This window comes from Saccharothrix sp. 6-C, from assembly GCF_016695385.1.
Lineage (GTDB): Bacteria > Actinomycetota > Actinomycetes > Mycobacteriales > Pseudonocardiaceae > Actinosynnema > Actinosynnema texasense.
Window position 1 is genome coordinate 1781339 of sequence record NZ_CP064192.1, and the last position, 25393, is coordinate 1806731.

General features: G+C 73.2%; 24 protein-coding genes and 1 pseudogene. 17 read left to right on the forward strand and 8 right to left on the reverse strand.

Annotated elements, in window-relative coordinates; all coding sequences use genetic code 11:
- Positions 1-168: 168 nt before the first annotated feature.
- Positions 169-408, forward strand: coding sequence for an SCO4402 family protein (locus IOD16_RS08275; RefSeq protein WP_442978113.1), 240 nt, complete (start codon positions 169-171; stop codon positions 406-408).
- Positions 409-432: 24 nt separating this feature from the next.
- Here the strand turns inward: IOD16_RS08275 and IOD16_RS08280 are convergent, their stop codons facing one another.
- The gene (locus IOD16_RS08280) at positions 433-1296 is read right to left on the reverse strand and encodes a spermidine synthase (RefSeq protein WP_201439557.1); all 864 of its coding nucleotides are present in this window, start codon (positions 1294-1296) and stop codon (positions 433-435) included.
- Between the two features lie 83 nt (positions 1297-1379).
- Here IOD16_RS08280 and IOD16_RS08285 point away from each other — a divergent pair, with 83 nt between their 5' ends.
- A complete protein-coding gene (locus IOD16_RS08285; RefSeq protein WP_201439558.1) occupies positions 1380-1742 on the forward strand; it encodes a DUF1304 domain-containing protein in 363 nt (120 codons plus the stop codon).
- Here IOD16_RS08285 and IOD16_RS08290 read toward each other — a convergent pair.
- Entirely contained in the window at positions 1669-3165 is a 1497-nt protein-coding gene (locus tag IOD16_RS08290; RefSeq protein WP_201439559.1) for a YibE/F family protein, read from the reverse strand. The two genes, IOD16_RS08285 and IOD16_RS08290, sit on opposite strands and share 74 nt — an antisense overlap.
- A gap of 136 nt (positions 3166-3301) precedes the next feature.
- Between IOD16_RS08290 and IOD16_RS08295 the strand changes: the two genes are divergently transcribed.
- Entirely contained in the window at positions 3302-3928 is a 627-nt protein-coding gene (locus IOD16_RS08295) for a nitroreductase family protein (protein ID WP_236595134.1), read from the forward strand.
- A gap of 52 nt (positions 3929-3980) precedes the next feature.
- On the opposite strand, the gene IOD16_RS08300 is transcribed toward IOD16_RS08295, so the two are convergent.
- Both IOD16_RS08300 and pnuC read right to left on the reverse strand, forming a co-directional pair.
- A complete protein-coding gene (locus IOD16_RS08300; RefSeq protein ID WP_201439561.1) occupies positions 3981-5066 on the reverse strand; it encodes an AAA family ATPase in 1086 nt (361 codons plus the stop codon).
- Entirely contained in the window at positions 5063-5704 is a 642-nt protein-coding gene (gene pnuC, locus IOD16_RS08305; RefSeq protein WP_201439562.1) for a nicotinamide riboside transporter PnuC, read from the reverse strand. The genes IOD16_RS08300 and pnuC overlap by 4 nt, the downstream gene beginning before the upstream one ends.
- Before the next feature lie 46 nt (positions 5705-5750).
- Between pnuC and IOD16_RS08310 the strand changes: the two genes are divergently transcribed.
- Together IOD16_RS08310 and IOD16_RS08315 are read left to right on the forward strand one after the other, a co-directional pair.
- Positions 5751-7655 (forward strand): intein-containing Rv2578c family radical SAM protein, encoded by a 1905-nt coding sequence (locus IOD16_RS08310; RefSeq protein WP_201439563.1) that lies wholly within the window; start codon positions 5751-5753, stop codon positions 7653-7655.
- 15 nt (positions 7656-7670) lie between these two features.
- Complete coding sequence (locus IOD16_RS08315) at positions 7671-8321, forward strand: epimerase (RefSeq protein ID WP_236594824.1); 651 nt, start codon at positions 7671-7673, stop codon at positions 8319-8321.
- On the opposite strand, the gene IOD16_RS08320 is transcribed toward IOD16_RS08315, so the two are convergent.
- Positions 8308-9717: an FAD-binding oxidoreductase gene (locus IOD16_RS08320; RefSeq protein ID WP_236594825.1), complete on the reverse strand. Its 1410-nt coding sequence runs from the start codon at positions 9715-9717 to the stop codon at positions 8308-8310. The genes IOD16_RS08315 and IOD16_RS08320 overlap by 14 nt on opposite strands.
- 153 nt (positions 9718-9870) lie before the next feature.
- Positions 9871-10656 (reverse strand): SDR family oxidoreductase, encoded by a 786-nt coding sequence (locus tag IOD16_RS08325; RefSeq protein ID WP_201439564.1) that lies wholly within the window; start codon positions 10654-10656, stop codon positions 9871-9873.
- Positions 10657-10764: 108 nt separating this feature from the next.
- On the opposite strand from IOD16_RS08325, the gene IOD16_RS08330 reads away from it, so the two are divergent.
- The 9 genes and pseudogenes from IOD16_RS08330 to IOD16_RS08370 all read left to right on the forward strand — a co-directional run bounded on the left by IOD16_RS08330 (position 10765) and on the right by IOD16_RS08370 (position 20712).
- On the forward strand, positions 10765-11352 hold the full coding sequence (locus IOD16_RS08330; RefSeq protein ID WP_201439565.1) for a TetR/AcrR family transcriptional regulator: 588 nt from the start codon (positions 10765-10767) through the stop codon (positions 11350-11352).
- Positions 11353-11431: 79 nt separating this feature from the next.
- On the forward strand, positions 11432-11833 hold the full coding sequence (locus IOD16_RS08335; protein WP_201439566.1) for a nuclear transport factor 2 family protein: 402 nt from the start codon (positions 11432-11434) through the stop codon (positions 11831-11833).
- A gap of 117 nt (positions 11834-11950) precedes the next feature.
- Entirely contained in the window at positions 11951-12565 is a 615-nt protein-coding gene (locus tag IOD16_RS08340) for a TetR/AcrR family transcriptional regulator (protein ID WP_123742787.1), read from the forward strand.
- Positions 12562-13314, forward strand: coding sequence for a TIGR03084 family metal-binding protein (locus tag IOD16_RS08345; protein ID WP_201439567.1), 753 nt, complete (start codon positions 12562-12564; stop codon positions 13312-13314). Before IOD16_RS08340 ends, IOD16_RS08345 begins: the two co-directional genes overlap by 4 nt.
- Positions 13315-13370: 56 nt before the next feature.
- A pseudogene (locus IOD16_RS08350) lies at positions 13371-14899 on the forward strand (acyclic terpene utilization AtuA family protein).
- Positions 14896-16050 carry an acyl-CoA dehydrogenase family protein gene (locus tag IOD16_RS08355; protein WP_201439568.1) on the forward strand — a complete coding sequence of 385 codons (1155 nt, stop codon included), beginning with the start codon at positions 14896-14898 and terminating at the stop codon, positions 16048-16050. Before IOD16_RS08350 ends, IOD16_RS08355 begins: the two are co-directional and overlap by 4 nt.
- Positions 16047-17642, forward strand: coding sequence for an acyl-CoA carboxylase subunit beta (locus IOD16_RS08360; protein ID WP_123742784.1), 1596 nt, complete (start codon positions 16047-16049; stop codon positions 17640-17642). Before IOD16_RS08355 ends, IOD16_RS08360 begins: the two co-directional genes overlap by 4 nt.
- 8 nt (positions 17643-17650) lie before the next feature.
- The gene (locus tag IOD16_RS08365; RefSeq protein WP_201439569.1) at positions 17651-19552 is read left to right on the forward strand and encodes an acetyl/propionyl/methylcrotonyl-CoA carboxylase subunit alpha; all 1902 of its coding nucleotides are present in this window, start codon (positions 17651-17653) and stop codon (positions 19550-19552) included.
- Positions 19549-20712 (forward strand): acyl-CoA dehydrogenase family protein, encoded by a 1164-nt coding sequence (locus tag IOD16_RS08370; protein ID WP_201439570.1) that lies wholly within the window; start codon positions 19549-19551, stop codon positions 20710-20712. Before IOD16_RS08365 ends, IOD16_RS08370 begins: the two co-directional genes overlap by 4 nt.
- A gap of 1 nt (position 20713) precedes the next feature.
- Here IOD16_RS08370 and IOD16_RS08375 read toward each other — a convergent pair whose 3' ends face one another.
- Complete coding sequence (locus tag IOD16_RS08375) at positions 20714-21676, reverse strand: hypothetical protein (RefSeq protein WP_123742783.1); 963 nt, start codon at positions 21674-21676, stop codon at positions 20714-20716.
- A gap of 393 nt (positions 21677-22069) precedes the next feature.
- Between IOD16_RS08375 and IOD16_RS08380 the strand changes: the two genes are divergently transcribed.
- The 3 genes from IOD16_RS08380 (at position 22070) to IOD16_RS08390 (ending at position 24747) form a co-directional block, all read left to right on the forward strand.
- On the forward strand, positions 22070-22303 hold the full coding sequence (locus IOD16_RS08380) for a hypothetical protein (RefSeq protein WP_201439571.1): 234 nt from the start codon (positions 22070-22072) through the stop codon (positions 22301-22303).
- Between the two features lie 159 nt (positions 22304-22462).
- On the forward strand, positions 22463-23587 hold the full coding sequence (locus IOD16_RS08385; RefSeq protein WP_201439572.1) for a S8 family peptidase: 1125 nt from the start codon (positions 22463-22465) through the stop codon (positions 23585-23587).
- A 35-nt stretch (positions 23588-23622) separates the two neighbouring features.
- Entirely contained in the window at positions 23623-24747 is a 1125-nt protein-coding gene (locus IOD16_RS08390; RefSeq protein ID WP_201439573.1) for a S8 family peptidase, read from the forward strand.
- A gap of 1 nt (position 24748) precedes the next feature.
- Here IOD16_RS08390 and IOD16_RS08395 read toward each other — a convergent pair whose 3' ends face one another.
- Positions 24749-25213, reverse strand: a complete 465-nt coding sequence (locus IOD16_RS08395) for a GNAT family N-acetyltransferase (protein ID WP_201439574.1) — start codon at positions 25211-25213, stop codon at positions 24749-24751.
- Positions 25214-25393 lie beyond the last annotated feature (180 nt).

Sequence of the window (25393 nt, forward strand, 5' to 3'; positions counted from 1 at the left end):
CCCACAACGGACCCGGCACATCACCACGAACCCGGTCATCCTGCTGATCTGCCCGTCCGGCGAGGACTCTTTTATCTTTCCTCCACCCGGAGCCACCATGACCACCAGGACCGCCATGACCACCATCGAATACCCCGGAATCCGAACCCAGGTCCTGGCCGCCGTCGAATCGCTCTCCGAATCCTGTTCGACGACTCCGCGGTGCTGCCCGACCCGGCGTCAGCCGTGGGGAGCGTCCTCCACCCCGACGAGGTCGAACCACTGGCCGAACTGGGCGAGTTGTTCTCCGCGCTGATCGACGACCTGGGCGCCCAGTCGGACGCGGCCTACCTCGCCGACCCCAGGTGGGACGACGTCGTCCGCGCCGCCGCCAAAGCCAACCGGATCATGCGGTCCCACGAACCTTGAAACGTCTTGGTCCTGACGTCCGGTTCAATCGTCCGGCAGACCCCACGTGCCCTTCGGCGGGGCGGGGGACTGGGTCGCCGTCGCGTCCGTGGTGGCCGGCGCGCCGCCGATGAACCGGATCAGCGAATCGTCGTGCTCCACCCGCCCGGGGAACGGGTCGCCGGCCGTCAGCCGGGTCAGCGCCGCCACCGGCAGTTCGACGTGCGACCCGACCAGCACGAAGTTGCCGAACCGCCGCCCCTTGAACACGGCCGGTTCGGCCAGCACGCACACGTGCGGGAACACCGCCCGGACCGTCGCGGCCTGGGCCCTGGCGAACGCCAGCTTCCCTCCGTCACCGATGTTGGCCGCGTAGACACCCCCGGCCCGCAGCGCCCGCGACGCCAACGCCACGAACTCCACCGACGTCAGGTGCGCCGGTGTCCGCGACCCGGCGAACACGTCCGTCACCACCAGGTCGAACGCCGCCTCGGGCGCCTTCTCCAGCACCGCCCGGGCGTCGCCGTTGCGGATCCGCAGCCGCCAGTTCCGGTCCAGCGGCAGCACGCCGCGCACCAGGTCGACCAGCGCCGCGTCGATCTCCACCACCTGCTGGCTGGACCGCGGTCGGGTCACCGCGATGTACCGGGGCAGGGTGAGCGCGCCGCCGCCCAGGTGCAACGCCCGGATCGGCTCGCTGCCCGGCGCGACCAGATCGGCCACGTGACCCAACCGGCGCAGGTACTCGAACTCCAGGTGTCCCGGGTCGTCCAGGTCGACGTGGGACTGGGGCGTGCCGTTGAGGCGGAGCATCCACGCCCTCGGCACGTCGGGGTCCGGGATCAGTTCCGCGATGCCCGAGTCGACCTCCCGGCTGATGGTGTCGTCGGCTTTCCGGATCCGTCCCACCCGGTGATTATCCCGGTAACGACCGCGTGCGCCGCTCCCGGTCCTCCAGCACGGTTCGCGGCAGGCCGGTACGGTACCCATCCGTGCAGCTCGCCGCAGACGTACTCACCGCGCTCGTCGCGGCCATCCACCTCTACATCGTCGTGCTGGAGATGTTCCTCTGGAACACCCCGCGCGGCCGTGCCGCGTTCGGCACCACGCCCGAGTTCGCCGCCGAGTCGAAGGTGCTGGCCGCCAACCAGGGCCTGTACAACGGCTTCCTGGCGGCCGGGCTGATCTTCGCGCTGATCGCGCGCGGCACGACCGGGTTCGCGTTCGCGGTGTTCTTCCTGATCTGCGTGATCATCGCGGGCCTGTACGGGGCGGCGACGGTCAGCCGTCGGATCCTCCTCGTGCAGTCCGTGCCCGCCGCGATCGCGTTGTCGCTGGTCCTGCTGGCGAGGTAGCCGGGCGACGCCACGGTCCCTTCGCCGGGTCGTAGCCGGTGCGCAGGTCGCCTCGCACGTGCTTGCGCCACAGCGGATCAGCGACAGCCCGCTCGCGCACCGGCTCAACCAAGTCCTCCGACCCACCCGAGCCACCCGCCCCACCCGAGCCACCCGAGCCACCCGCCCCACCCGAGCCGGGCTCACCCACCGGTTCACGACCGGCCACCCACGCCGCCAACGCGGTCGTGATCGGCACCGCCGCCACGAGCCCGATGCTGCCCACCAGGGTCCGCACGACCTCCTGCGCCACTTCCTGCGCGGTCAGGATCTCGCCCAGGGTCCGCCCCGACAGCATGAACGCCAGCAGCAACGGCAGCGCCGCGCCCGCGTAGGCCATGACCAGCGTGTTCACCACGGACGACAGGTGGTCGCGGCCGATCCGCGACCCCGCCGCGTACAGCTCCCGGAACCCCAGCGCCGGGTTGGCCCGCCGCAGCTCCCACACCGAGCTGGTCTGCGTCACGGTCACGTCGTCCAGCACGCCGAGCGCGCCGATGATCGTGCCCGCCAGCAGCAGCCCGCGCGTGTCGATGCCGTGGCCGAGCAGCGACACCAGGTTCGCCGTCTCCTGGTCGAGCCCGGTCAGCTTGGCGAAGGCCGAGAACAGCGCGCCCAGCACGCCGATCAACGCGAGGCTGACCAACGTGCCCAGCACCGCCGTGGACGTCCGCGCGGACAGCCCGTGCGTCAGGTACAGCACCACGAACATGATCAGCCCCGCGCCGACCACGGCCACGGCGAGCGGGCTCTCCCCGGCCAGGATGGCGGGCAGCACGAACAGCACCAGCACCACGAAGCTCAACGCCAGCGCGCCCAGCGCCGCCAGGCCCTGCCAGCGGCCCAGCAGCAGCACGGCCGCCGCGAACAGCACGCCCAGCAGCAGCAACGGCGCTCCGCGCTGGAAGTCGGCCAGCTGGTAGGACGTGCTGTCGTTCGGGTCGCCCCCGCCGAAGGAGAGCACCACGGCGTCGCCGACGGTGAACGTCGGCGTGCCCGGCTGGTCCGGCACCGGGACCCGGACCTCCCGGCCCGTCGCCACGCCGTCGCTCATCTTCACGGTCACCAGCACGCACCCGGTGCCGCCGACCTCGCCCGCGTCCGGGCCGCACCCGCCCTTCGCCACGGCCGTCACGTCGCCGCGCACGGGCACCTGCGCGAGCCCCGCCTCCGCGCCCGTGCGCTGCTCGTGCCCGAACGGGTACAGCAGCAGCGCGCCGACCACGGTCGCGAGCACGAGCGGCAGCAGCAGGACCAGCAGCAGTTTCCGCACGGGTCGGGAAGCCGGCTCGACGGGGCCGTGCCCGTGGCCGTGTCCATGGGCGGCGATGAGGTCCTTGGCGCGCACGCGCACATACTGCCCGCCCACCCCAGTCGTCCGCATGTCGGACAGTTCGGTGCGAATTTCGGGGCGAACCCTTCAACCGGGACCTCGTGGGTGCCACGCTCGCCGCGTGACCACGAACTGGACACCCATCCACGGCCGGTCCTTCGAGCCGGTCCCGTACCGACCGGCCAGGATGCCGGTCGACGAGTCCCTGCGCACGGCCGCCGACCTGCGCGCCCGCATGAGGGACCGCCGCACGGTGCGCATGTTCTCCTCCGACCCGGTTCCCGACCAGGTGGTGCGCGACGCCATCGAGGTCGCCTCCACCGCGCCCAGCGGCGCCCACCAGCAACCCTGGACGTTCGTGCTCGTCAAGGACCCCGCGGTGCGTCGCCGCATCCGCGAGGCCGCCGAGCACGAGGAACGCGTCTCCTACGGGGGCAGGCTCGGCGACGAGTGGCTGGACGCGCTGCGCCCGCTCGGCACCGACGACGTCAAGCCGCACCTGACCGACGCGCCGGAGCTGGTCGTCGTGTTCCAGCAGCGGTACCACCTGGAGCCCGACGGGGGCCGACGCAAGCACTACTACGTGGACGAGTCGGTCGGCATCGCGGTCGGGATGCTGCTGACCGCCCTGCACCTGTCCGGGCTCGCCGCGCTGACCCACACGCCGTCGCCGATGAAGTTCCTCGGCGACGTGCTGGGCCGCCCGCGCAACGAGAAGGCGTTCGCGGTGATCCCGATCGGCTACCCGGCCGACGACTGCGTGGTGCCGAACCTGGTCCGCAAGTCCCTGGACCAAGTCCTCACCACCATCTGAGCGGACCCCCGCACCACCCCACCTCACCCACGGCCCACCTCACCCCACCGCCTCACGTCACCGGCGTCAGAGGATCAGCGAACCGGAAGTGCGCCGCCACCGCCTCCTCGCACGCCGCCAGCGCCTGCCGCAGCCGCTGCTCCGGCGACCCCGTCACCAGCCGCCACGGCACGCCCCTCCCCACCAACCCGACCCGGAACAGGCCCGTCATCCACGGCCGCAGGTGCTCACCGTCCCGCCACCCGTCCTGCTCGAACGGCACGCCGACGTGATCGGTCAGCAGGTACAGGGCGGGCCGGTGGGCGTCCGGCGCGATGTCCGTGCGCGGCGCGCCGAGGTACCGGTGGCCCCACACGGTCGCCGCCCACGAGTCGTTGTCGCACACCAGGATCGGCCCGTCGACCGCCGCGTCGGCCAGCTCCCGCTGCCTGCGCGCCACGTCCTGGAAGTCGCCGACCGTCCACACCAGACCGTCGACGCCCGCGCCGGGGTCGAACGCCCGTGCGGCGGCCAGCTTCAGCTCGGTGTGCTCCCGCCCGTACTCGGGCACCCACGGTGCGCCCAACGCCTCCGCCAACTGCCGCGACAACGTCGTCGTGCCCGTGCTCTCGGCCCCCACCACCACGATCCGGGCGCACAGCCCGACCTGGGTGGCCCGCCCGAGCCGGCCCCACTGCCCGCGCGGATCGGCCCGCACCGCCGTCCCCGACACGGGAACGGCGCCGCGGTCGAGGTCCACCAGCACGTGCCGGGCGCCCAGCCGCTTGGCCATCTCGTCGCCGTAGCGCTCGCTGGAGAACACCGCGTCGACCGCCGCGGACGCCGGGTCGCCGTCCAGGATGGCCCGCCGCGCGAGCACCGCCCGCGCCACGCCCATGTGCAGTTCCCACACCGCGTCGCTGTGGAAGTCCATCTCGTGGTCGTCCACGTCGCCGAGCACGACGAGACCGGGCGTGCCCGCGTGCTCGGCGCGCAGCCACGACACGCGGTCGGCGACCGGAATGGACTCCGCGCCCGATGCCAACACGGTCACGGTCGTGCGTCGGCTCCGCGCGGCGGCCGTGCGGATGAGATGGTGGTGGCCGGCGTGCGGGGGGTAGAACTTGCCGAGCACCAGCGCGTGGTCGAAGTCGGTCACGCGGGCACCGACTCGTCCTGGCGCAACGCCTTCGTCCAGTTGCGCAGGCCGAGCACGCACAGAGCCATGAAGCCGACGTAGAGGATCGCGGTCAGCCACAGGTCTTTGTAGGCGTACAAAGGAACGTAGATCACGTCCGCGGCGATCCACAGCCACCAGCACTCGACCTTCTTGCGAGTCTGGCCCCACGTGGCCAGCAGGGAGAGCACGGTGGTCACGGAATCCGCCCACGGCACGGTCGAGTTGCTGACCGAGGTGAGCAGCCACACCAGCAGCAGGGTGCCCGCCACGCCGGCCGCGAGCAGCCACCACCACTGCTCGCGCGTGGTCCGGCTGACCGGCAGCGGGGTGTGCTCGACGCCGCCGCGCAGCCAGGCCCACCAGCCGTACAGCGCGAGCACCACGTAGACGACCTGGAGGCCGGAGTCCGCGTAGAGGCCGCTGGTCGCGAACAACACGAGGAAGGCGAGGTTGTTGAGGATGCCGATCGGCCAGTTGAGCGCGTTCTGCCGGGCCACCAGCCAGACGCAGAGCGCGCCGGTCACGAAACCGGCCACCTCGCCCCAGCTCGTGGGGGCGCCGGCGAAGGTGAACGCGGCGTTGTTGAAGGGCCACAGGATGACGTCCAGCACAGACACGGGCACTCCGATTGACCGTTGTTCGAACACGTGTTCGAATGTGGACATGCGATGGGACGGGCAGAAGGACGGGGCGGACCGGCAGCAGGCTCTGCCGGGGTTGCCGGGGCTGGTGCGCAGCGTACGAACTCCCGACTTCGCCGACGTCGTGTTCCACGAGGTGAACGCCAAGTCCGTGCTCAACAAAGTGCCTGGCGGCGGTCTCCCGTTCGGCTGGACGGTCAATCCCTACCGAGGGTGCACGCACGGTTGCACGTACTGCCTGACGGGTGACACGCCGGTGCTGCTGGCGAACGGCCGCACCAAGCCCATCGCCGACCTGGCCGTCGGCGAGGAGGTGTTCGGCACGTCGCAGGGCCGGTTCGCGGTGACCCGAGTGCAGGCGCACTGGAAGACCTCCAAGCCCGCCTACCGGGTCACGTTGAGCGACGGCACGCAGGTCGTGGCGGGCGGCGACCACCGGTTCCTCACCGACGAGGGCTGGAAGCACGTCACACCCGGCCGGTGCGACGACTTCGAGGAGCGGCCGTTCCTGGTCAAGGGCTCCCGGCTGGTCGGGACGGGCCGGTTCGCCACGCCGCCCGCGCAGGGCGGGGAGTACCGCGTGGGCTACCTGTGGGGCGCGGTGCGCGGCGGCCTGCCCAGCGACCCGGACGTGCTGCGCCGCGTGCGCGAGTTCGCCGGCGGCGGGGTGCCGCGCGAGAGCGAGCTGGTGGACCGACCGGTCGAGCCGGGGGAGGAGTGGTCGAAGGGCTTCCTGGCGGGCTTGTTCGACGGGCGGGGCAGCTCCAGCGGCGGCGAGCTGGTGATGTCCAGTTCGGACAGCGCGGTGTTCGAGGCGGCGGTGCTGGCGCTGATGCGGCTGCGAGTGCCGCACGTGGTCGAGGTGCGCGGGGTGCGGATCACCGGCGGGCTGGCCGAGCGGTTGCGGTTCCTGCACCTGGTGGGCCCGGCGGTGTCGTGCGGCAACGCGGTGGAGGGCGTGGCGGTGCCCGCGACGCCCGACCTGGCGGTGGTGTCGGTGGAGTCGCTGGGCGTGACGCGGACGTTGTACGACATCACCACCGGCACCGGCGACTTCGTGGCCAACGGCCTGGTCAGCCACAACTGCTTCGCCCGCAACACGCACACCTACCTCGACCTCGACGCTGGGCACGACTTCGACACGCAGGTCGTGGTGAAGGTCAACGCGGTCGAGGTGCTCGAAGGCCAGCTGCGGTCCAAGCGGTGGCGGCGCGAGCACGTGGCGATGGGCACGAACACCGACCCGTACCAGCGGGCCGAGGGCCGGTACGCGTTGATGCCGGGCATCATCCGGGCGCTGGCCGACTCCGGCACGCCGTTCTCGATCCTCACCAAGGGGACGGTGCTGTCGCGGGACATCCCGCTGTTGGCGCGGGCGGCGACCTCGGTGTCGGTGGGCATCGGGGTGTCGTTGGCGTTGCTGGACCGCGAGCTGCAGTCCGGGCTGGAACCGGGCACGCCCAGCCCGCAGGCGAGGCTGGAGCTGGTGCGCCGCGTCCGGGACGCCGGGTTGCCGTGCGGGGTGTTCGTCGCGCCCGTGCTGCCCCGGCTGACCGACTCGGTGGAGCAGCTGGACGAGCTGCTGGCCTCGATCGCCGAGGCGGGCGCCACGGGCGTGACGGTCCTGCCGCTGCACCTGCGGCCGGGCGCGCGCGAGTGGTTCGCCCGGTGGCTGGCGCGCGAGCGGCCGGACCTGGTGGACGTCTACCGGCGGCTGTACGCGCGCGGGTCCTATGTGGACGTCCGGTACCGGCGGTGGCTGGCGGAGCGCCTCCAGCCGTTGCTGCGGCGGCACGGCCTGGACGCGCGCGGCGGCCGCGACGCGGTCGGCGTGCCGGGCGACGACGAGGGCGTGTGGCCCGAGGGCAGCCTGCCCGCCTCGACCCCGACCGCCCCGGTCGTGCAGGAGCAGCTGACCCTCCTCTAGAGCTACGCTCGCCGCATGAAGGTGATCGTGTTCGGCGCCACCGGCATGGTGGGGCAGGGCGTGCTGCGCGAGTGCCTGCTCGACCCGGACGTGACGGCCGTGCTCGCGGTGGGCCGCGGCGGCACCGGCGTGTCCGACCCGAAGCTGACCGGGCTGACCCACCGGGACTTCACCGACTTCACCGGGGTGGCCGACCGGCTCACCGGTTACGACGCGTGCTTCTACTGCCTGGGCGTGTCGTCCGTCGGCAGGCCGCCGCGCGAGTACGAGCACATCACCTACGACTACACGCTGGCCGCCGCCCGCGTGCTCGCCGAGGTGAACCCGGGGTCGACGTTCGTCTACGTCTCCGGCGCGGGCACCGACCCGCACGGCCGCGCCAGGTGGGCGCGGGTCAAGGGCCGCACCGAGGACGACGTGATCGCCCTGCCGCTCCAGGGGTACGCGTTCCGGCCCGGCTTCATCCAGCCGCTGCACGGCGTCGAGTCGAAGGTCCGCTGGTACCGGGGCCTGTACGCGGTGGCGCGGCGGCTGTACCCGGTGCTGTCCCGACTGCTGCCCGGGCACACCACGACCACCGAGCAGCTCGGTCGGGCGATGCTGGCGGTGGCGAAGCGCGGCGCGCCCGTCCGACGCCTGGGCAGCGTCGAGATCAACGCCCTCTGACCGCCTGCGGGAACCGCAGCACGCGGTCCGGGTCGTAGCGGCGGGCGACGGCGCGCAGCCGGGGCAGGTTGTGCCGGTAGGCCGTCTGCGCCCAGTCCTCCTGCTCCGGGTCCAGGTAGTTGATGTAGGTGCCGGCGCCGATCAGGCCCGCCAGCTCCGCCTGCGCGTCGTCCACCTCCCGGGTGACCTGCTCGCGCGGCAGGTCGCCGACGGTGCCGAAGACCTCGACGGACGTCGGCGCGCCGCGGTGGGGGTAGGCCGTGTCGGTGGGGCCGAGCCGGTCGATCGCGCCACCGAGCGCGCCCACGATGAGCAGCGCGCTGCCCTTGTCCCGCACCGTGCCCGCCACGGCCGCCGGGTCGTCCCACAGGCCGTCCGCGATGCGTGAGGACGCGCGGAAGGCGTTGCGGGGCGGGTGGCCCTGGGTCATGATCGCCGTCGCGGTCGGGTAGTCGACCTCGGCGTGCTCGAGCGGCGCGTCCAGGCCCAGGCGGGCCAGTTCCGCGAGCAGCGGTCCTCCTGGTCCGGTCGAGCAGCCGGTGAGGTCGACCGACCCGTCGGGCAGGACCACGCAGGTGCTGGACACGTGGTCGGGCGCGCCGGAGCTCCACGGCTGCCACGCGCCGAGCACGTCGGCCGCCGACCCGGCCGGGAACCGCAGCCGGAACACGGTGAGCACCTCCGGGGCGGGCGCGGTGGCGAACTCGAAGGACGTGACCACGCCGAAGTTGCCGCCACCGCCTCCGCGCAACGCCCAGAACAGGTCGGGTTCGCGGTCCGCCGAGGCGGTGACCCGGCGGCTGTCGACGGTGACCACGCGGGCGGCCCGCAGCCAGTCGCACGTGAGGCCGTACGCGCGGTCCACCCAGCCGAGGCCGCCGCCCAGGGTGAGGCCGGCGATGCCGACCGACGGGCAGTTGCCCAGCGGCAGGCACCGGCCGGCCGCCGCCAGCGCCGCGTAGACGTCGCCGAGGCGTGCGCCCGCGCCGATCACGGCGGTGCCGTCGGGCCGCACCTCGACGCCGTTCATCGGCCCGAGGTCGACCACCAGGCCGTCGTGCGGGGTCGAGTAGGCGGCGTAGCTGTGCCCGCCGCCGCGCGCCGCCACCCGGACCCCGCCGCGCCGGGCCTCCTCCAGGCACCGCTGCACGTCCTCCACGCGCACGCAGCGGGCGATCGCGGCCGGCCGGTGGTGGTCGAACAGCGAGTTGAACGGCAGCCGCGCGGCGTCGTAGCCGCCGTCACCGGGGAGCAGCAGCTCGCCGGCCAGGTGGGCGCGCAACCGCGCCCACCTCCCGCGCCCGGCCGCCGCCGGTGCGCCCCCCGCTGCCACCGCGCCGCCCGCGGCCACCGCCGCGCCCGTCCACCACAACACGTCCCGCCGCGACACCGCCACTGCGACCTCCTCGTCGGCCCTCGTCGGCCCGCACCCATCGAACAAGGCGGCCGATCACCGCGGCACCGCTGTTCGGACCGCTGCCGGCACCGCCGCGGGCGAGCCGCCGGGGGTCGGACCGTCGAGGGCCGGTCGAGCGCCGGTCGACGCGGGCTACGCGGCCTTGAGGGTGCCGCCGTCGATGACGTAGTCCGCCCCGGTGATCCAGGACGCCTCGTCGGACACCAGGAACGCCACCAGGTTGGCGATGTCCTCCGGCGTGCCGGTGTGACCCATCGGGATGCCGCCGATCAGCTCGACCAACTCGGCGCGGGCGGCGTCGTGGTCGCCGCTCGCGCTCGCGGCGAGGTCGCCGATCACCGCGGCCACCGCCGAGGTCTCGGTCATGCCGGGGGAGACCCGGTTGACCCGCACGCCCCGGGCGGCCACCTGCTCGGCCAGTCCCTTGCTGTAGTTCGACAGCGCCGCCTTGGCGGCCGAGTAGTGCAGCAGCGGGCCGACGGGCACGTGCGCCGAGGACGACGAGATGTGGATGATCACGCCCGAGCCGCGCTCGACCATCCCCGGCAGGATCGCGCGGTCGAGCCGGACCGCGCCGAGCAGGTTCGTCTCCAGGACCTCCTGCCACGCCTTGTCGTCGATGTCGCCGTAGCCGCCGGGCTTCGCCTGGCCGCCGCCGGCGTTGTCCACCAGGATGTCCACCCCGCCGAGCTGCCTGACCGCCTCGTCGGCCAGGCGCGGCGCGGAGTCCGGGTCGGCCGCGTCCGCGGTGGTGAAGAGCACCCCCGCGGGCAGTTCCGCGTCGCCGGCCGAACGGGCCGTGGTCAGCACGACCGCGCCCTCGGCGGCCAGTTTCCGCACGATCCCCGCACCGATGCCCCGCGTGCCGCCGGTGACGAGCGCACGCCGTCCGGCCAGCCTGCCCGAGTTATTTACCATGAGGTACACAATTGAGGTTCTGTACTGATCGGTCAAGAACGTGTGGCGGCCCTCACCAGGCCCGATCGAGTACCGTGCGGACAAGGGCTGGAGCGAGGTGATGGGTCGATGGCCGGCGGTCGTCCGCGTGAGTTCGACGTCGACGAGGCACTGGACCAGGCCGTGCGCGTCTTCTGGCGGCGCGGCTACGAGGGCGCGGCCCTGTCGGACCTGACCGAGGCGATGGGCATCAACCGCCCCAGTCTGTACGCGGCCTTCGGCAACAAGGAATCGCTGTTCCGCAAGGCGTTGCAGCACTACACCGACCGCAAGGCGGTCCACGTGCGGGACGCGCTCGACCGGCCGACCGCCCGGGCCGCCGCCGAGCGCATGTTGCGCGGCGCGGTCGAGGTGTCGACCACGCCCGGCTGTCCCGCCGGTTGCCTGAGCCTGCAAGGCGGTCTCGCCATGGGCGCGGACGCCGAGGCGACCCGCGAGCGGCTCGCCGACTGGCGGCGCGACGGCGAGGCCGGGCTGCGGGACCGCTTCGAGCGGGCCCAGGCCGAGGGCGACCTCCCCGCCGGGGCGGACGCGGCGGACCTGGCGAAGTTCGTGGTGCTGGTCGCGCAGGGGATCTCGGTGCAGGCGGCGGACGGCGTCGACGCCGGGCGGCTGCACCGGATGGTCGACCTCGCCCTGGCCGCCTGGCCCGCCTGACCTGCGCCGCCACTCCCGTGAAGGCCTCTCGGCGGTCGAGCGCGGTCGTCGCCGTACAGCGTACGGTACAATGTACGACATGAGTGCTGTGCCGGGTAGTGGAGCGGGGTTCGTGCCGACCGACGAAGACGTGGCGGGCGTGCTCGCGTGGTTCGAGAAGTGGGACGCCCTGGCCGAGGCCAAGGACGTCGAGGCGATGGCCGACATGGCGTTGTTCCCGGTCAACGCGGTGACCGACGGGTCGGCGCAGTCGTGGGACCGGGCGCGGTTCCTCGCCGACATGGGGGCCACGCTCGGCGACGGCGACGTGCGGATGGAGTCGGTCCGGACCCCGGTGTTCGTCAACGCGGACCTGGTGTTCGTGATCACCGACGCGACCATCACCGCCGGTGAGTTCTCCCAGGTCGTGCGATACGGCGACCTGCTGGTGAAGGCCGACGGCACGTGGCGGTTCCAGACCATGGTCCAGGGCGGCTGGTAGTCGGGAGGGGAGTGCCCACGCCGCGCCCGCCCCGGACCGGTCCGGGGCGGGCGCGTTCGCCGCCCAACTAACAATCAGTCTTGACTGTTTGTTAGTGGGGGCGCGACACTCGGCCGCATGTCCACCGAAACCGGCCAGCGGGACACCAGGCGCCAGGCCGACCGCAGCCGCGAGACCCGGCGCAAGCTCATGGAGGCCACGGTCGAGTGCCTGGTCGAGCGCGGCTGGGCGGGCACGACGACGACGGAGGTGGCCGAACGCGCCGGTGTGTCGCGCGGCGCCCAGCTGCACCACTTCCGCACCCGCGGCGAGCTGGTCGCCGCCGCGGTCGAGCACCTCGGCGCGGAGAGCGTCCTCGACCTGAAGGAGCGCGCGAGCCGGGTCAACGGCAGCACGGTCGCCGTGGTCGAGCTGATCGCCGACTTCTACGCCAGCGACCTGTTCACCGCCGCGCTGGAGCTGTGGGTCGCCGCGCGCACCGATCCCGACCTCAAGACCGTGGTGGTGCCGCTGGAGGTCCGCCTCGGCCGCGAGACGCACCGCCTCGCCGTCGAGCTGCTGGGCGCCGACGAGGCCAAGCCGGGCGTCCGCGAGACGGTGCAGCTCACCCTGGACCTGGTGCGCGGCCTCGCGCTGGCCAACCAGCTCACCGACGACGGCAAGCGGCGCAGCCGCATCGTCCGGCACTGGGCGCGGGTGCTGGAGGAACTCCTCGAAGGGCAGGCACCGTGATCACCGAACTCCTGGACGACCTGCGGGCCGAGAGCCGGGTGCTGGACGACCTGGTCGCGCCGCTCGACGACTGGACCGTCCCGACGCCCGCCGAGGGGTGGACGATCGCCAACCAGATCAGCCACCTGCGCTGGACCGACCGGGTGGCCGCGCTCGCCGCCCGCGACCCGGAGGCCTTCGCCGAGGCGTTGAGGGGCGCCAGTCCGGACGCGGTGGACGAGGGCGCACGGGAGCCGGTCACGTTGGCGCAGTGGCGGGCGGGCCGCGTCGAGCTGGCCGAAGCCCTCGCGGCGCTGCCGCCGGGCGTCAAGATGCCGTGGTTCGGTCCGCCGATGAGCGCGACGTCCATGGCCACCGCCCGGCTGATGGAGACGTGGGCGCACGGCCAGGACGTGGCCGACGCGCTCGGCGTCACCCGCGAGCCCACCCACCGCCTCAGGCACGTCGCGCACATCGCGGTCCGCACGTTCGGCTGGTCGTTCGTGGTCAACGGGCTGACCGCGCCGCGGGTCCCGGTCCGGGTGGAGCTGGTCGCGCCGGACGGCGAGGCGTGGACGTGGGGCCCGGAGGACGCCGAGGACCGGATCACCGGTCCCGCCCTGGACTTCTGCCTGCTCGCCACCCAGCGGCGGCACCGCGACGACCTGGACGTCACCGTGGTCGGCGAGGCCGCGGGCGCCTGGGCGCCGATCGCGCAGGCGTTCGCCGGCGCTCCCGGCGCGGGCCGCGCTCCCCGGCGGCGGCCGTGATCCGCATCGGCAACGCCTCGGGCTTCTACGGCGACCGGTTCTCCGCCGTCCGCGAGATGCTGACCGACGGCGAGCTGGACGTCCTCACCGGCGACTACCTGGCCGAGCTCACCATGCTCATCCTGGGCCGCGACCGCGTGAAGGACGCCCACCTCGGCTACGCCCGCACGTTCCTGCGCCAGTTGGAGGAGAACCTGGCCGACGCGCTGGCCCGCGGCGTCAAGATCGTCTCCAACGCGGGCGGGCTGAACCCGGAAGGGCTGGCCGAGGCGATCGACCGGCTCGGGCTCGGCGCGAAGGTCGCCCACGTGACCGGCGACGACGTGCGCGAGCGGTTCCCGGAGGCGTTGACCGCCAACGCCTACCTCGGCGCGTGGGGCATCGCCGAGTGCCTGGCCGCGGGGGCGGACGTCGTGGTCACCGGCCGGGTCACCGACGCGTCGCTGGTCGTCGGGCCGGCCGCCGCGCACTTCGGCTGGGGCCGGGAGGACTTCGACGCGCTGGCCGGCGCGACGGTCGCCGGCCACGTGCTGGAGTGCGGCACGCAGGCCACCGGCGGCAACTACTCGTTCTTCACCTCGATCGACGCGGCCAGGCCCGGTTTCCCGATCGCGGAGGTCGAGGCGGACGGCTCGTCGCTCATCACCAAGCACGACGGCACGGGCGGCGCGGTCACCGTCGACACCGTCACCGCGCAGCTGCTCTACGAGATCGGCGCGCCCGCCTACCTCGGACCGGACGTGGTCAGCCACTTCGACACGATCCGGCTCGACCCGCACGAGCGGGGCGTGCGGATCTCGGGGGTGAAGGGCTCCGCGCCGCCGGACACGCTCAAGGTCTGCCTCAACGCGCTGGGCGGGTTCCGCAACTCCACCACGTTCGTGCTGACCGGGCTGGACGTCGAGGCCAAGGCGGACCTGGTCCGGCGCCAGCTCGAGTCGGCGATCGGGCCCGCGGACCTGACGTGGACGCTGGCCCGGACCGATCACGCCGACGCGGCCACCGAGGAGACGGCGAGCGCGCTGCTGCACGTGACCGTCAAGACGGCGGACCCGAAGCGGGCCAAGGCGTTCTCGCGGGCGGGGATCGAGCTGGCGCTGGCGTCGTACCCCGGGTTCCACGTCACCGCGCCGCCCGGCGACGGCACGCCGTTCGGCGTCTACCGGGCCGCGTACGTGCCGCGGTCGTCGGTGCCGCACCGGGCCGTGCTGCCGGACGGGAAGGTGGTCGAGGTATGAGCGTTTCCCCGAAGAAGGTCTCCCCGAAGAAGATGCCGCTGGGTCTGGTCGCCGGAGCGCGCTCGGGGGACAAGGGCGGTGACGCCAACCTCGGCGTGTGGGTCCGCACGGACGCGCAGTACGAGTGGCTGCGGGCGGAACTGACCGTCGAACGGCTGAAGGAGCTGCTGCCGGAGGCGGGCGAGGTCGACCGGCACGAGCTGCCGAACCTGCGCGCGCTGAACTTCGTGCTGCACGGCCTGCTCGGTGACGGCGTGGCGTCGTCCACCCGCTTCGACCCGCAGGCCAAGGGGCTGGGCGAGTGGCTGCGCTCCCGGCACGTGGAGATCCCGGAGGCGCTGCTGTGACGACCACGTCGGAGTTGTTCGACACGCCCGAGCGGCGCGACCTGCGCGCGGTGGTGCGGAAGTTCACCGAGCGGGAGGTCGTGCCGCACCTGTCCGACTGGGAGCGCGCCGGCGAGCTGCCCCGGTCGCTGCACCGCGCGGCGGCGGAGATCGGGTTGCTCGGCCTCGGGTTCCCCGAGGCCGTCGGCGGCGCGGGCGACCTGCTGGACACCGTCGTGGCCACCGAGGAGCTGATCCAGGCCGGCGGGTCGTCCGGGCTGGTCGCGGGGCTGCTCACGCACGGCATCGCGGTACCGCACATCGTGGACTCCGGCGACGCGTCGTTGATCGACCGGTTCGTGCGGCCGACGTTGGTGGGAGAGCTGATCGGGGCGCTCGCCATCACCGAACCGGGTGGTGGTTCGGACGTGGCGGCCCTGCGCACCACGGCCCGTCGCGACGGTGACCACTACGTGGTGAACGGGACGAAGGCGTTCATCACCTCGGGTGGCCGGGCGGACTTCGTGACGACGGCCGTGCGCACCGGCGGGCCGGGCTACCAGGGCATCAGCCTGCTGGTGGTCGAGAAGGGCACGCCGGGGTTCGCGGTGGACCGGCGGCTGGAGAAGATGGGCTGGCACTGCTCCGACACCGCCGAGCTGTCCTTCGTGGACGCCCGGGTGCCGGTGGCGAACCTGGTCGGCGTCGAGCACGCCGGGTTCGCGCTGGTCATGCGGCAGTTCCAGGTGGAGCGGATCTCGCTGGCCGTGCAGGCCTACGCCACCGCCCAGCGGTGCCTCGACCTGGCGTTGGCCCACGCGCGGCGGCGCGAGACGTTCGGCAAGCCGCTCATCGCGCGGCAGGTGGTCCGGCACCGGCTGGTGGAGATGGCGCAGCGCGTCGACCTCGTCCGCGCGTACACGCGGGAGGTGGCGGCGAAGGTGCTGGCCGGCGAGGAGGTCGTGGCGCAGGTGTGCTTCGCGAAGAACGCGGCCGTGGAGGCGTGCTCGTTCGTCGTGGACGCGGCGGTGCAGCTGCACGGCGGCGCGGGCTACCTCCGCGGGGTCGAGGTCGAGCGGCACTACCGGGACGCGCGGATCCTCGGCATCGGGGGCGGCGCGACCGAGGTGATGACGGAGCTGGCGGCACGGCGATTGGGGTACACGGCATGAGTGTGTTGCGCACGGCGGTGGACCGCCGGTCGCCGGGGTACGCCGAGAACCGGGAGGCGTTGCTGGCCAGGATCGCCGAGCTGGACGTCGAGCAGGCCAAGGCGTTGGCGGGCGGCGGGCCGAAGTACACCGAGCGGCACCACCGGCGCGGCAAGCTGCTGGCCCGCGAGCGGATCGAGCTGCTGGTGGACCCGGACAGCCCGTTCCTGGAGCTGTCGCCGCTGGCCGCGTGGGGCACCGACTACCCCGTGGGCGCGAGCGTGGTCACCGGGATCGGGGTGGTCGAGGGCGTCGAGTGCGTCATCGTGGCCAACGACCCGACCGTGCGGGGCGGCGCGAGCAACCCGTGGACGTTGCGCAAGACGTTCCGGGCCAACGACATCGCCCTGCAGAACCGGCTGCCGCTGATCGGGCTGGTCGAGTCCGGCGGCGCGGACCTGCCGAGCCAGAGCGAGATCTTCATCCCGGGCGGTCGGGCGTTCCGGGACCTGACCCGGCTGTCGGCGGCGGGCATCCCGACGATCAGCGCGGTGTTCGGCAACGCGACCGCAGGCGGGGCGTACGTGCCGGGCATGTCGGACTACGTGGTGATGATCAAGGACCGCTCGAAGGTGTTCCTCGGCGGGCCGCCGCTGGTGAAGATGGCCACGGGCGAGGAGTCCGACGACGAGTCGCTCGGCGGCGCGCGGATGCACGGCACGACGTCCGGGCTGGCCGACTTCGTGGCCGAGGACGAGGTGGACGCGCTCCGGCTGACCCGCCGCGTGGTGGCCCGGCTCAACTGGCGCAAGCGCGGTCCCGCGCCGAAGGCCGTCGAGCCGCCGCGGCACGACGAGGAGGACCTGCTCGGGCTGGTGCCGGCGGACCTGCGCGTCCCGTTCGACCCGCGCGAGGTGATCGCCCGGATCGTGGACGGGTCGCGGTTCGACGAGTTCAAGCCCGACTACGGCGGCAGCCTCGTGACGGGGTGGGCCGATCTGCACGGGTACCCGATCGGGGTGCTGGCCAACGCGCGCGGCGTGCTGTTCAGCGAAGAGGCGCAGAAGGCCGCGCAGTTCATCCAGCTGGCGAACGCGAGCGACACGCCGCTGCTGTTCCTGCAGAACACGACCGGGTACATGGTCGGCGCGCGGTACGAGCAGGGCGGGATCATCAAGCACGGCGCGATGATGATCAACGCCGTGTCGAACAGCCGCGTGCCCCACCTGACCGTGGTGATGGGCGCGTCGTACGGCGCGGGCAACTACGGCATGTGCGGTCGGGCCTACGACCCGAGGTTCCTGTTCACCTGGCCGAACGCCAAGTCGGCCGTGATGGGCCCGAAGCAGCTGGCCGGGGTGCTGTCGATCGTGGCCCGCCAGGCGGCCGCCGCGAAGGGCCAGGACTACCGCGAGGAGCACGACGCGGCCATGCGCGAGATGGTCGAGGGCCAGATCGAGCAGCAGTCCCTGGCCGCCTTCCTGTCCGGCCGCCTCTACGACGACGGCGTGATCGACCCCCGCGACACCCGCACCGTGCTGGGCCTGTGCCTGTCGGCCATCCACAGCGGACCGGTCGAGGGCGCGGACCGCTACGGCGTCTTCCGGATGTGAGGGACACGATGATCCGCAAGCTGTTGATCGCCAACCGGGGCGAGATCGCCCGCCGGGTGATCCGCACGTGCCGCGAGGTCGGCATCTCGCCGGTCGCCGTGTTCTCCGACCCCGACGAGCGCTCGCCGCACGTCCGGGAGGCGGACGCGGCGGTCCGGCTGCCCGGCGCGGCCCCGGCCGACACCTACCTGCGCGCCGACCTGCTGGTGGCCGCCGCGCTCGCGGCCGGCACGGACGCGGTGCACCCCGGGTACGGGTTCCTGTCCGAGAACGCCTCCTTCGCCCGCGCCGTCCTCGCCGCCGGGCTGACGTGGGTCGGGCCCGACCCCGAGGTCATCGACGCGATGGGGTCGAAGGTCGCGGCGAAGAAGAGGCTGGCGGCGGCGGGCGTGCCGGTGCTGCCCGAGCTGGACCCCGGGTCGGCCGACGAGTTCCCCCTGCTCGTCAAGGCCTCCGCCGGCGGCGGCGGGCGCGGGATGCGCGTGGTGCGGTCCGCGTCCGAGCTGGCGGAGCAGGTGGCCGCCGCCCGCCGCGAGGCCGAGTCGGCGTTCGGCGACGGCACCGTCTTCTGCGAACCCCTGCTGGAGCACGCGCGGCACGTCGAGGTGCAGATCCTCGCCGACGCGCACGGCACGGTGTGGGCGCTGGGCGAGCGGGAGTGCTCCATCCAGCGCCGCCACCAGAAGATCATCGAGGAGACGCCGAGCCCGGCCGTGACACCGCAGGCCCGCGAGCGGCTGTTCGCCGCCGCCACCAGCGCCGCCGAGGCCATCGGGTACGTCGGCGCGGGCACGGTGGAGTTCCTCTTCACCGACGACGGCTCGTTCCACTTCCTGGAGGTCAACACCCGCCTGCAGGTGGAGCACCCGGTCACCGAGGAGGTGTTCGGCGTCGACCTGGTCGCCTGGCAGCTCGCCGTCGCCGAAGGCGCCCGCCTGCCCGCCGAACTGCCCGCCCCGAACGGCCACGCCGTCGAAGCCCGCCTCTACGCCGAGGACCCCGCGCACGACTGGCGGCCCGCGAGCGGCACCCTGCACCGGTTCGCCGTGCCGGGCGGCGTGCGCGTGGACAGCGGCGTGGAGGACGGCAGCGAGGTCGGCGTGCACTACGACCCCATGCTGGCCAAGGTGATCGCCTGGGCGCCGACCCGGCACGCGGCGGTCCGCAAGCTGGCCGCCGCCCTCGACCGCGCCGAGCTGCACGGCCTGGTCACCAACCGCGACCTGCTGGTCCGCACGCTGCGGCACCCCGCGTTCGGCGCGGGCGCCACGCACACCGGGTTCCTCGACGAGCACGGCCTCACCACCCCCGGACCGGTCGACGTCCGGCCCGCCGCGCTCGCCGCCGCCCTCGCGCTCGCCGAACGGCGGCGCACCAGCCTCCCGCCGGGCTGGCGCAACCTCGCGTCCCAGCCGCAGCGAGCCGTGTTCGCGCACGGCGACGACCAGGTCGAGGTCGACTACCGGCACACCCGCGAGGGCGTGCGGACGAGCCTGGACCTGGCGGTCGTCGCCGCTTCGCCCGACGCGGTGACGTTCGAGCGCGACGGCGTGCGCACGACGTACCCCGTGGCGGTGTACGGCGACCGGGTCGAGGTGGGTCCGGTGTCGCTCGACCTCCTGCCCCGGTTCCCGGAGCCGCGGGCCACCCTCGCCGAAGGCGCGACCGTCGCGCCGATGCCCGGCACGGTGGTGCGGGTCGCGGTCGAGCCGGGGCAACGGGTCGAGGCCGGCGCGGAGCTGCTGGTGCTGGAAGCGATGAAGATGGAGCACCGCGTGCTCGCCACCACCGGCGGCGCGGTCGCGGAAGTGCTCGTGCAGGCGGGGCAACAGGTCGACGCGGGCGACGTGCTCGCGGTCGTGGCCGGAGAGCCGCGCGAGGGGTCGACCGGGAGGACGGGCGGGTCATGACGATCAACTTCACCGAGAGCGAGGAGCGGCAGGCGTTGCGCAGGGCCGTCGCCGACCTCGCCGGCAAGTACGGCCACGAGTACTTCACCGCCAAGGCCAAGGCGGGGGAGAAGACCGACGAGCTGTGGGCCGAGGCGGGCGAGCTGGGCTACCTCGGCGTGGCCGTGCCCGAGGAGTACGGCGGCGGTGGCGGCGGGATCGGCGACCTGGCCGCGGTGTGCGAGGAGCTGGCCAGGGCGGGCTGCCCGCTGCTGCTGACGGTCGTCTCGCCCGCCATCTGCGCCACGATCATCTCCCGGTTCGGCACCGCCGAGCAGAAGCGGCGGTGGCTGCCCGGGTTCGCCGACGGCACCACCAAGATGGCCTTCGCCATCACCGAGTCCGACGCGGGCTCCAACTCGCACAAGCTCGCCACCGCCGTCCACCGCGACGGCGACGAGTGGGTCCTCGGCGGCGGCAAGTCCTACATCTCCGGCGTCGACGAGGTCGAGGCGGTCATGGTCGTCGCCCGGCACGTCGACGCCACCGGCCAGCGGCTGCTCCCCTCCTTGATGATCGTGCCGACCGACGCGCCCGGCTTCACCTACCAGCACATCCCGATGGAGGTGCTCTCGCCCGAGAAGCAGTTCACCTGCTTCTTCGACGACGTGCGCCTGCCGGCGGACGCGCTGGTCGGCTCCGAGGACGCGGGGTTGGCCCAGCTGTTCGCCGGGCTGAACCCGGAGCGGATCATGGCGGCGTCCTTCGCCACCGGCATGGCCCGCCGCGCACTCGACCAGGCGAGCGAGTACGCCCGCACCAGGACGGTCTGGGACACGCCGATCGGCGCGCACCAGGGCATCGCGCACCCGTTGGCGCAGTGCGCGATCCAGGTCGAGCTGGCGAGGCTGATGACCCAGAAGGCCGCGGCTCTCTACGACGCTGGGGAGGACCGGGCTGCTGGTGAGGCGGCCAACATGGCCAAGTACGCGGCGGGGGAGGCGGTGGCGGGTGCGGTGGACCAGGCCATCCAGGTCCACGGCGGCAACGGGCTGTCGTCCGACTACGGACTCGGCGCCATGCTGGCCGCGTCCCGGTTGTCCCGCATCGCCCCGGTCAGCCGGGAGATGATCCTCAACTTCGTGGCGCAGCACACGCTGAGGTTGCCGCGCTCCTACTGAGTCAGGTCCATTCCCAGCGCAGGCCGACTACGCCGGGACCGAAGTCCAGCGCGACCGCGTACGCGTAGCCCCAGGTGTCCACCGGGGTCTCGCGCACGTCGGTCGGTCCTTCACCGGTCAAACCGGTCGTGAACTGTTCACAACGCGCGGGTCGGCACCGTGAGTCGTACCGGACCTCCAGGACGTACTCGCGCACGGGGTGGCGGAACCGCCGCGAGTGCGTGTTGTCGAACGTGGGGTGGTGCGGCGCCACGTGGATCAGCTCGTACTCGACGGCCGTCCGCTCGCCCCGGCGCAGCGGGCGGTCGAGCAGCAGTTCGGCGACCATCAGGCCGTTGCGCGGGTCGGCGGAAACCCGCCCGAGTCTGCACGAGCGCAGCGTGCCGATGACCGGCAGCGGGTCGCCGGGCAGCCGGGTGTCGTAGCCGAGCAGGACCCGGTCGACGCCCGAGCGCTCGGCGCGCAGCACCTGGCGCGACCGCACCCGGCGCGTGCTGCCGTCCATCGCGAGCTCCACCTGGTCGCGCAGGCTGAGCCGGGTGAGGTCCTGGTCGGTGCTGGTGTCGACGTCGGCCAGCAGTTCCGCGATGGTCGCGTAGTCGCTCTCGCCGACCCACCCCTCGGGGCCGGACACGCGGGTGCGCGGTCGGGCCTTGCCGCGTGGCCGCGGTGGTCCGAGCAGGGAGCTCAACCCGCCCGCGCCGACGTCCAGGATCTCCTCCAGGTGGCTGACGGCGGTGAGCGAGTCCGGTCGTTCCGGCCGCCTGCGGCCGGACTGCCAGTAGCTCAGCGCGGCGATGCTGACCGCCACGCCGCGCGCCCGCAGCTTGTGCTGGATGCGTTCCAGGCTGAGCCCTTTGGCGCGGATCGCCGCACGCAATGCGTCCGCGAAGGGGTCGGCCCCCGCTTCGATCCGTCGGGGATCGCGCGTCCGCGATTCCGGTCCGACGACTGGCGTAGGCATCTTCGCTCCGTTCTCCCAAGGACAAGGCGAGCGACGTTATCGTGCGAAATCGCCGGCGCGGTACAGCCGATCGGGTTTCCCGCCCCGAATTTGACCGAAACGGACCGTAAATCCGGTTGGCTGTGGAATGTTTGAATTCTCATTAACAGCTGGTGGGAGCGGGGGTGTGAAGGCGTCCGCTACCGCGATCGCCGCACCGCGCTCGGGCATCCGGTCGCTTCCCGGTAGCCGACCCGGCCCATAACCTCGGGTACGTGGGGTGACGCCTGGCACACCCCGCGTGACCGCGGCCTCCGACCACTGGCCCGACCGGTGCCGGCGACCGTGCGCGACCAGGACGGAAACGCCTATGCCCAAGCTCACGTTGACCGTCGGGACAATACTCGCGGCCCGGTGTCGCCGCTGGTGGTGGACCTCGCGCCGATCGTCGGGGTGGTGACCCGCGCCGCCCCGGCCGCGGATCGCCGGCCCAACCGATGCGCGGTCATCCCGAAGAACTTCTCCGCAGTGGGCCCGGAGACGCTCGCCTCTCGTTTCGGCGGACCCTTCGGCCGTATTTTCTCCACAGCGTTGAATCGCTTCTCAATCACGTTGTCCGAGTTCGCCGCGCGCGCTTCTCCGCCGTAGTGCGGTCCCGTCCCGGCGATCTCGCGCCGACGATCCCGGTCGGTGGTTCCCCGAACCGACCCGCCTCCCGGACGGGCCTCCGCCGCGCCGGGTTCGGCACACTGGCAGCCCCGCGCGTGATCCGCGCCGGGGATCCCTTACCCCGCAAAGGAAAGCCGTATGCGAAAGCTCTTACCGGGCGTCGCCGTGGCCGCGCTGACCCTCACCCTGCTCCCCGCGCCCTCGTACGCCGAGGGCGCCGTCCTGCACGCGGGCTCGGCCACCGCCGTGCCGGGCAGCTACATCGTCAAGCTCGCGGACCTCGCCGCGGCCGGCGCCGTGACGAGTCGCCTCGCCGGGCGGGTGACCCGCGAGTACGCCGCGTTCGGCGGCTTCGCCGCGTCGCTCACCCCGGAGCAGGCCCGCCGGCTCGCCGCCGACCCGGCGGTGGCCTACGTCGAGCAGGACCAGGTCGTGCGGGCGCACACCACCCAGACCGGCGCGCCGTGGGGCCTGGACCGCGTCGACCAGGCCGCCCTGCCGCTGGACACCACCTACAGCTACGCCACCACCGGCGCCGGCGTCACCGCCTACGTGATCGACACCGGCATCCGGGTCACGCACGTCGAGTTCGGCGGCCGGGCCGTGCACGGCTACGACGCGGTGGACAACGACCCCGTCGCCCAGGACGACAACGGCCACGGCACGCACGTCGCGGGCATCATCGCCGGCCGCACGCACGGCGTGGCGAAGGGCGCGCGGGTGGCGGGCGTGCGCGTGCTCGACGGCCAGGGCAGCGGCACGGTCGCCGGCGTCATCGCGGGCGTGGACTGGGTGCGGCTGAACGCGAGCCGGCCCGCCGTGGCGAACTTCAGCCTGGGCGGCGGCGCGTCCACCGCGCTGGACGACGCGGTGCGCCGGCTGATCGCCTCGGGCATCACCGCGTCGGTCACCGCGGGCGGCGGCAACACCGGTGTCGGCAGCACCTCGCCCGCCCGGGTCGCCGAGGCGATCACGTCGGGCGCCCACGCGCAGACCGACGCCAGGGCCTCGTTCTCGAACCACGGCGCGGGCGTGGACCTGTACGCGGCCGGCGTCGGCATCACGTCGGCGTGGCACACCGGCGACACCGCCACGAACACGCTCAGCGGCACCTCCATGGCGACCGGGTTCGTCACCGGTGTCGCCGCCCGGTACCTCCAGTCCGCTCCCACCGCGCCACCCGCCCTGGTGCACACCGAGCTGACCGGCCCGCAACCGCAACCGTGGGGCGGCCGGATCCTGCACTGGTCGCCCACCCGGTGACCGCCCGCCCTCCTCACCCTGCGAAGGAACCCGCCATGCGAGCACTGCTGTCCGGCCTGGGCGTCGCCGCTCTCGCCGCCGTCACCCTCACCGCGCCCGCCCAAGCGGAAGGCGCCGTCCTGCACGCCGGCTCGGCCACCGCCGTGCCCGGCAGCTACATCGTCAAGCTCGCGGACACGGCCGCCGCCGGCGCGGTCGCCGCCCGGCTCGACGGCCGGGTCTCCCGCGAGTTCCCGTCGCTGCACGGCTTCGCCGCGACGTTGACCGCGAAGCAGGCCCGCCGGCTCGCCGCCGACCCGGCGGTGGCCTACGTCGAGCAGGACCAGGTCGTGCGGGCGCACACCACCCAGCCCAACGCGCCGTTCGGCCTCGACCGGATCGACCAGCGCGCGCTGCCCGTCGACGGCGGCTACAGCTACACCTCGACCGGGCTGCGCACCCGCGCGTACGTGATCGACACGGGCATCCGGACCACGCACGCCGAGTTCTCGGGCCGCACGTGCCCGGGCTACGACGTGATCGACAACGACACCGTGCCGCAGGACGACAACGGCCACGGCACGGCCGTCGCGTCCCTCATCGCGGGCAGCGTGAACGGCGTCGCGAAGCAGGCGGCGGTGTGCGGCGTCCGGGTGCTCAACGGCTCCGGCAGCGGCACGACCGCGGGCGTGCTGGCGGGCATCGACTGGGTGGCGCGCAACCACGTCAAGCCCGCCTCGGCCAACCTCAGCCTGGGCGGCGGCGCGTCCACCGCGATGGACGACGCGGTGCGCCGGCTGATCGCCGCGGGCGTCACGGCATCGGTCACGGCGGGCGGCAGCAACGCCGACGCGGCCAACTTCTCGCCCGCCCGCGTGCGGGAGGCGCTCACCTCCGGCGCGGCCACCAGGACCGACACCCGGGCCACGTTCTCCAACTACGGCTCGGTGGTCGACGTCTACGCGCCCGGCGTGAGCGTCACCGTGGCGTGGAACTCCGGCGACACCGCCACGAACACGCTCAGCGGCACGTCGCTGTCCACCGCGTACGTCACCGGCGTGACGCTGCGCTTCCTCCAGCTCAACCCGACCGCCACCCCCGCGCAGGTGCACTCGGCGGTCGTCTCCGAGGCGACGCCGCTGTCGTGGGGCCGACTGCTGTACTGGTCGCCCGTCCGGTGACCTACTGCTCGGCGAGGTGAGCCGACGGGGTCGACGGGGCGAGCTCGTGGCGCATCACGAGCTCGCCGCCGTCCACCTCGCCGGTGTCGGTGAAGCCGAACGCCGCGTACAGGCCGCGGGCCACCGCGTTGCCGGGCACGACGCTCAGCACCAGCTCGGTGCGGCCCTCGGCGCGCGCCACGTCGGCGATCGCGGCCAGGCCCTTGCGGCCCAGCCCGCGGCCCTGCGCGCGTCGGTCGACCATGAACCGGACGATGTGCAGCACCTCGGGCCGGTCGCGCTCCAGGAGGGTGAAGCCGACGAGCTCCGCTGCGCCGTACAGCGCAAGGGGTTGCAGCTTCGGGCGGTAGATCCAGGCGTCCGCGATCGACTTGAGGTTCGTCGCGACGAACGCCCGCTGCTCCTCGTGGACCTCCAGGCCGATGACGGCCCGGTAGTTGTCCTCGGTGACCGGTTCCAAACGCATGTCCGGACGGTAGCGCCGCGCTCACCCGACCGCGCCCGGATTATGGGAAGACGCAGGTCAGGCGGTTTATTGACGGTGACCGCTCAACTGGCAAATGTTCACACTTCCGAGTTAACGCGTCGGTTGCCTACGGTGATGACTGTCAGCGAGGGCAAGGTGGCCCAACGTCACCCCCGAGCC

Excerpts from the sequence above, each read along its gene's own strand:
- IOD16_RS08375 (WP_123742783.1), bottom strand. The coding sequence starts at position 21,676 with ATGCCTACGCCAGTCGTCGGACCGGAATCGCGGACGCGCGATCCCCGA.
- IOD16_RS08330 (WP_201439565.1), top strand. The coding sequence starts at position 10,765 with ATGGCCGGCGGTCGTCCGCGTGAGTTCGACGTCGACGAGGCACTGGAC.
- IOD16_RS08385 (WP_201439572.1), top strand. The coding sequence starts at position 22,463 with ATGCGAAAGCTCTTACCGGGCGTCGCCGTGGCCGCGCTGACCCTCACC.
- IOD16_RS08325 (WP_201439564.1), bottom strand. The coding sequence starts at position 10,656 with ATGGTAAATAACTCGGGCAGGCTGGCCGGACGGCGTGCGCTCGTCACC.
- IOD16_RS08295 (WP_236595134.1), top strand. The coding sequence starts at position 3,302 with ATGCCGGTCGACGAGTCCCTGCGCACGGCCGCCGACCTGCGCGCCCGC.
- IOD16_RS08390 (WP_201439573.1), top strand. The coding sequence starts at position 23,623 with ATGCGAGCACTGCTGTCCGGCCTGGGCGTCGCCGCTCTCGCCGCCGTC.
- IOD16_RS08340 (WP_123742787.1), top strand. The coding sequence starts at position 11,951 with ATGTCCACCGAAACCGGCCAGCGGGACACCAGGCGCCAGGCCGACCGC.
- IOD16_RS08315 (WP_236594824.1), top strand. The coding sequence starts at position 7,671 with ATGAAGGTGATCGTGTTCGGCGCCACCGGCATGGTGGGGCAGGGCGTG.
- IOD16_RS08370 (WP_201439570.1), top strand. The coding sequence starts at position 19,549 with ATGACGATCAACTTCACCGAGAGCGAGGAGCGGCAGGCGTTGCGCAGG.
- IOD16_RS08290 (WP_201439559.1), bottom strand. The coding sequence starts at position 3,165 with ATGCGGACGACTGGGGTGGGCGGGCAGTATGTGCGCGTGCGCGCCAAG.
- IOD16_RS08365 (WP_201439569.1), top strand. The coding sequence starts at position 17,651 with ATGATCCGCAAGCTGTTGATCGCCAACCGGGGCGAGATCGCCCGCCGG.
- IOD16_RS08335 (WP_201439566.1), top strand. The coding sequence starts at position 11,432 with ATGAGTGCTGTGCCGGGTAGTGGAGCGGGGTTCGTGCCGACCGACGAA.
- IOD16_RS08310 (WP_201439563.1), top strand. The coding sequence starts at position 5,751 with ATGCGATGGGACGGGCAGAAGGACGGGGCGGACCGGCAGCAGGCTCTG.
- IOD16_RS08395 (WP_201439574.1), bottom strand. The coding sequence starts at position 25,213 with ATGCGTTTGGAACCGGTCACCGAGGACAACTACCGGGCCGTCATCGGC.
- IOD16_RS08360 (WP_123742784.1), top strand. The coding sequence starts at position 16,047 with ATGAGTGTGTTGCGCACGGCGGTGGACCGCCGGTCGCCGGGGTACGCC.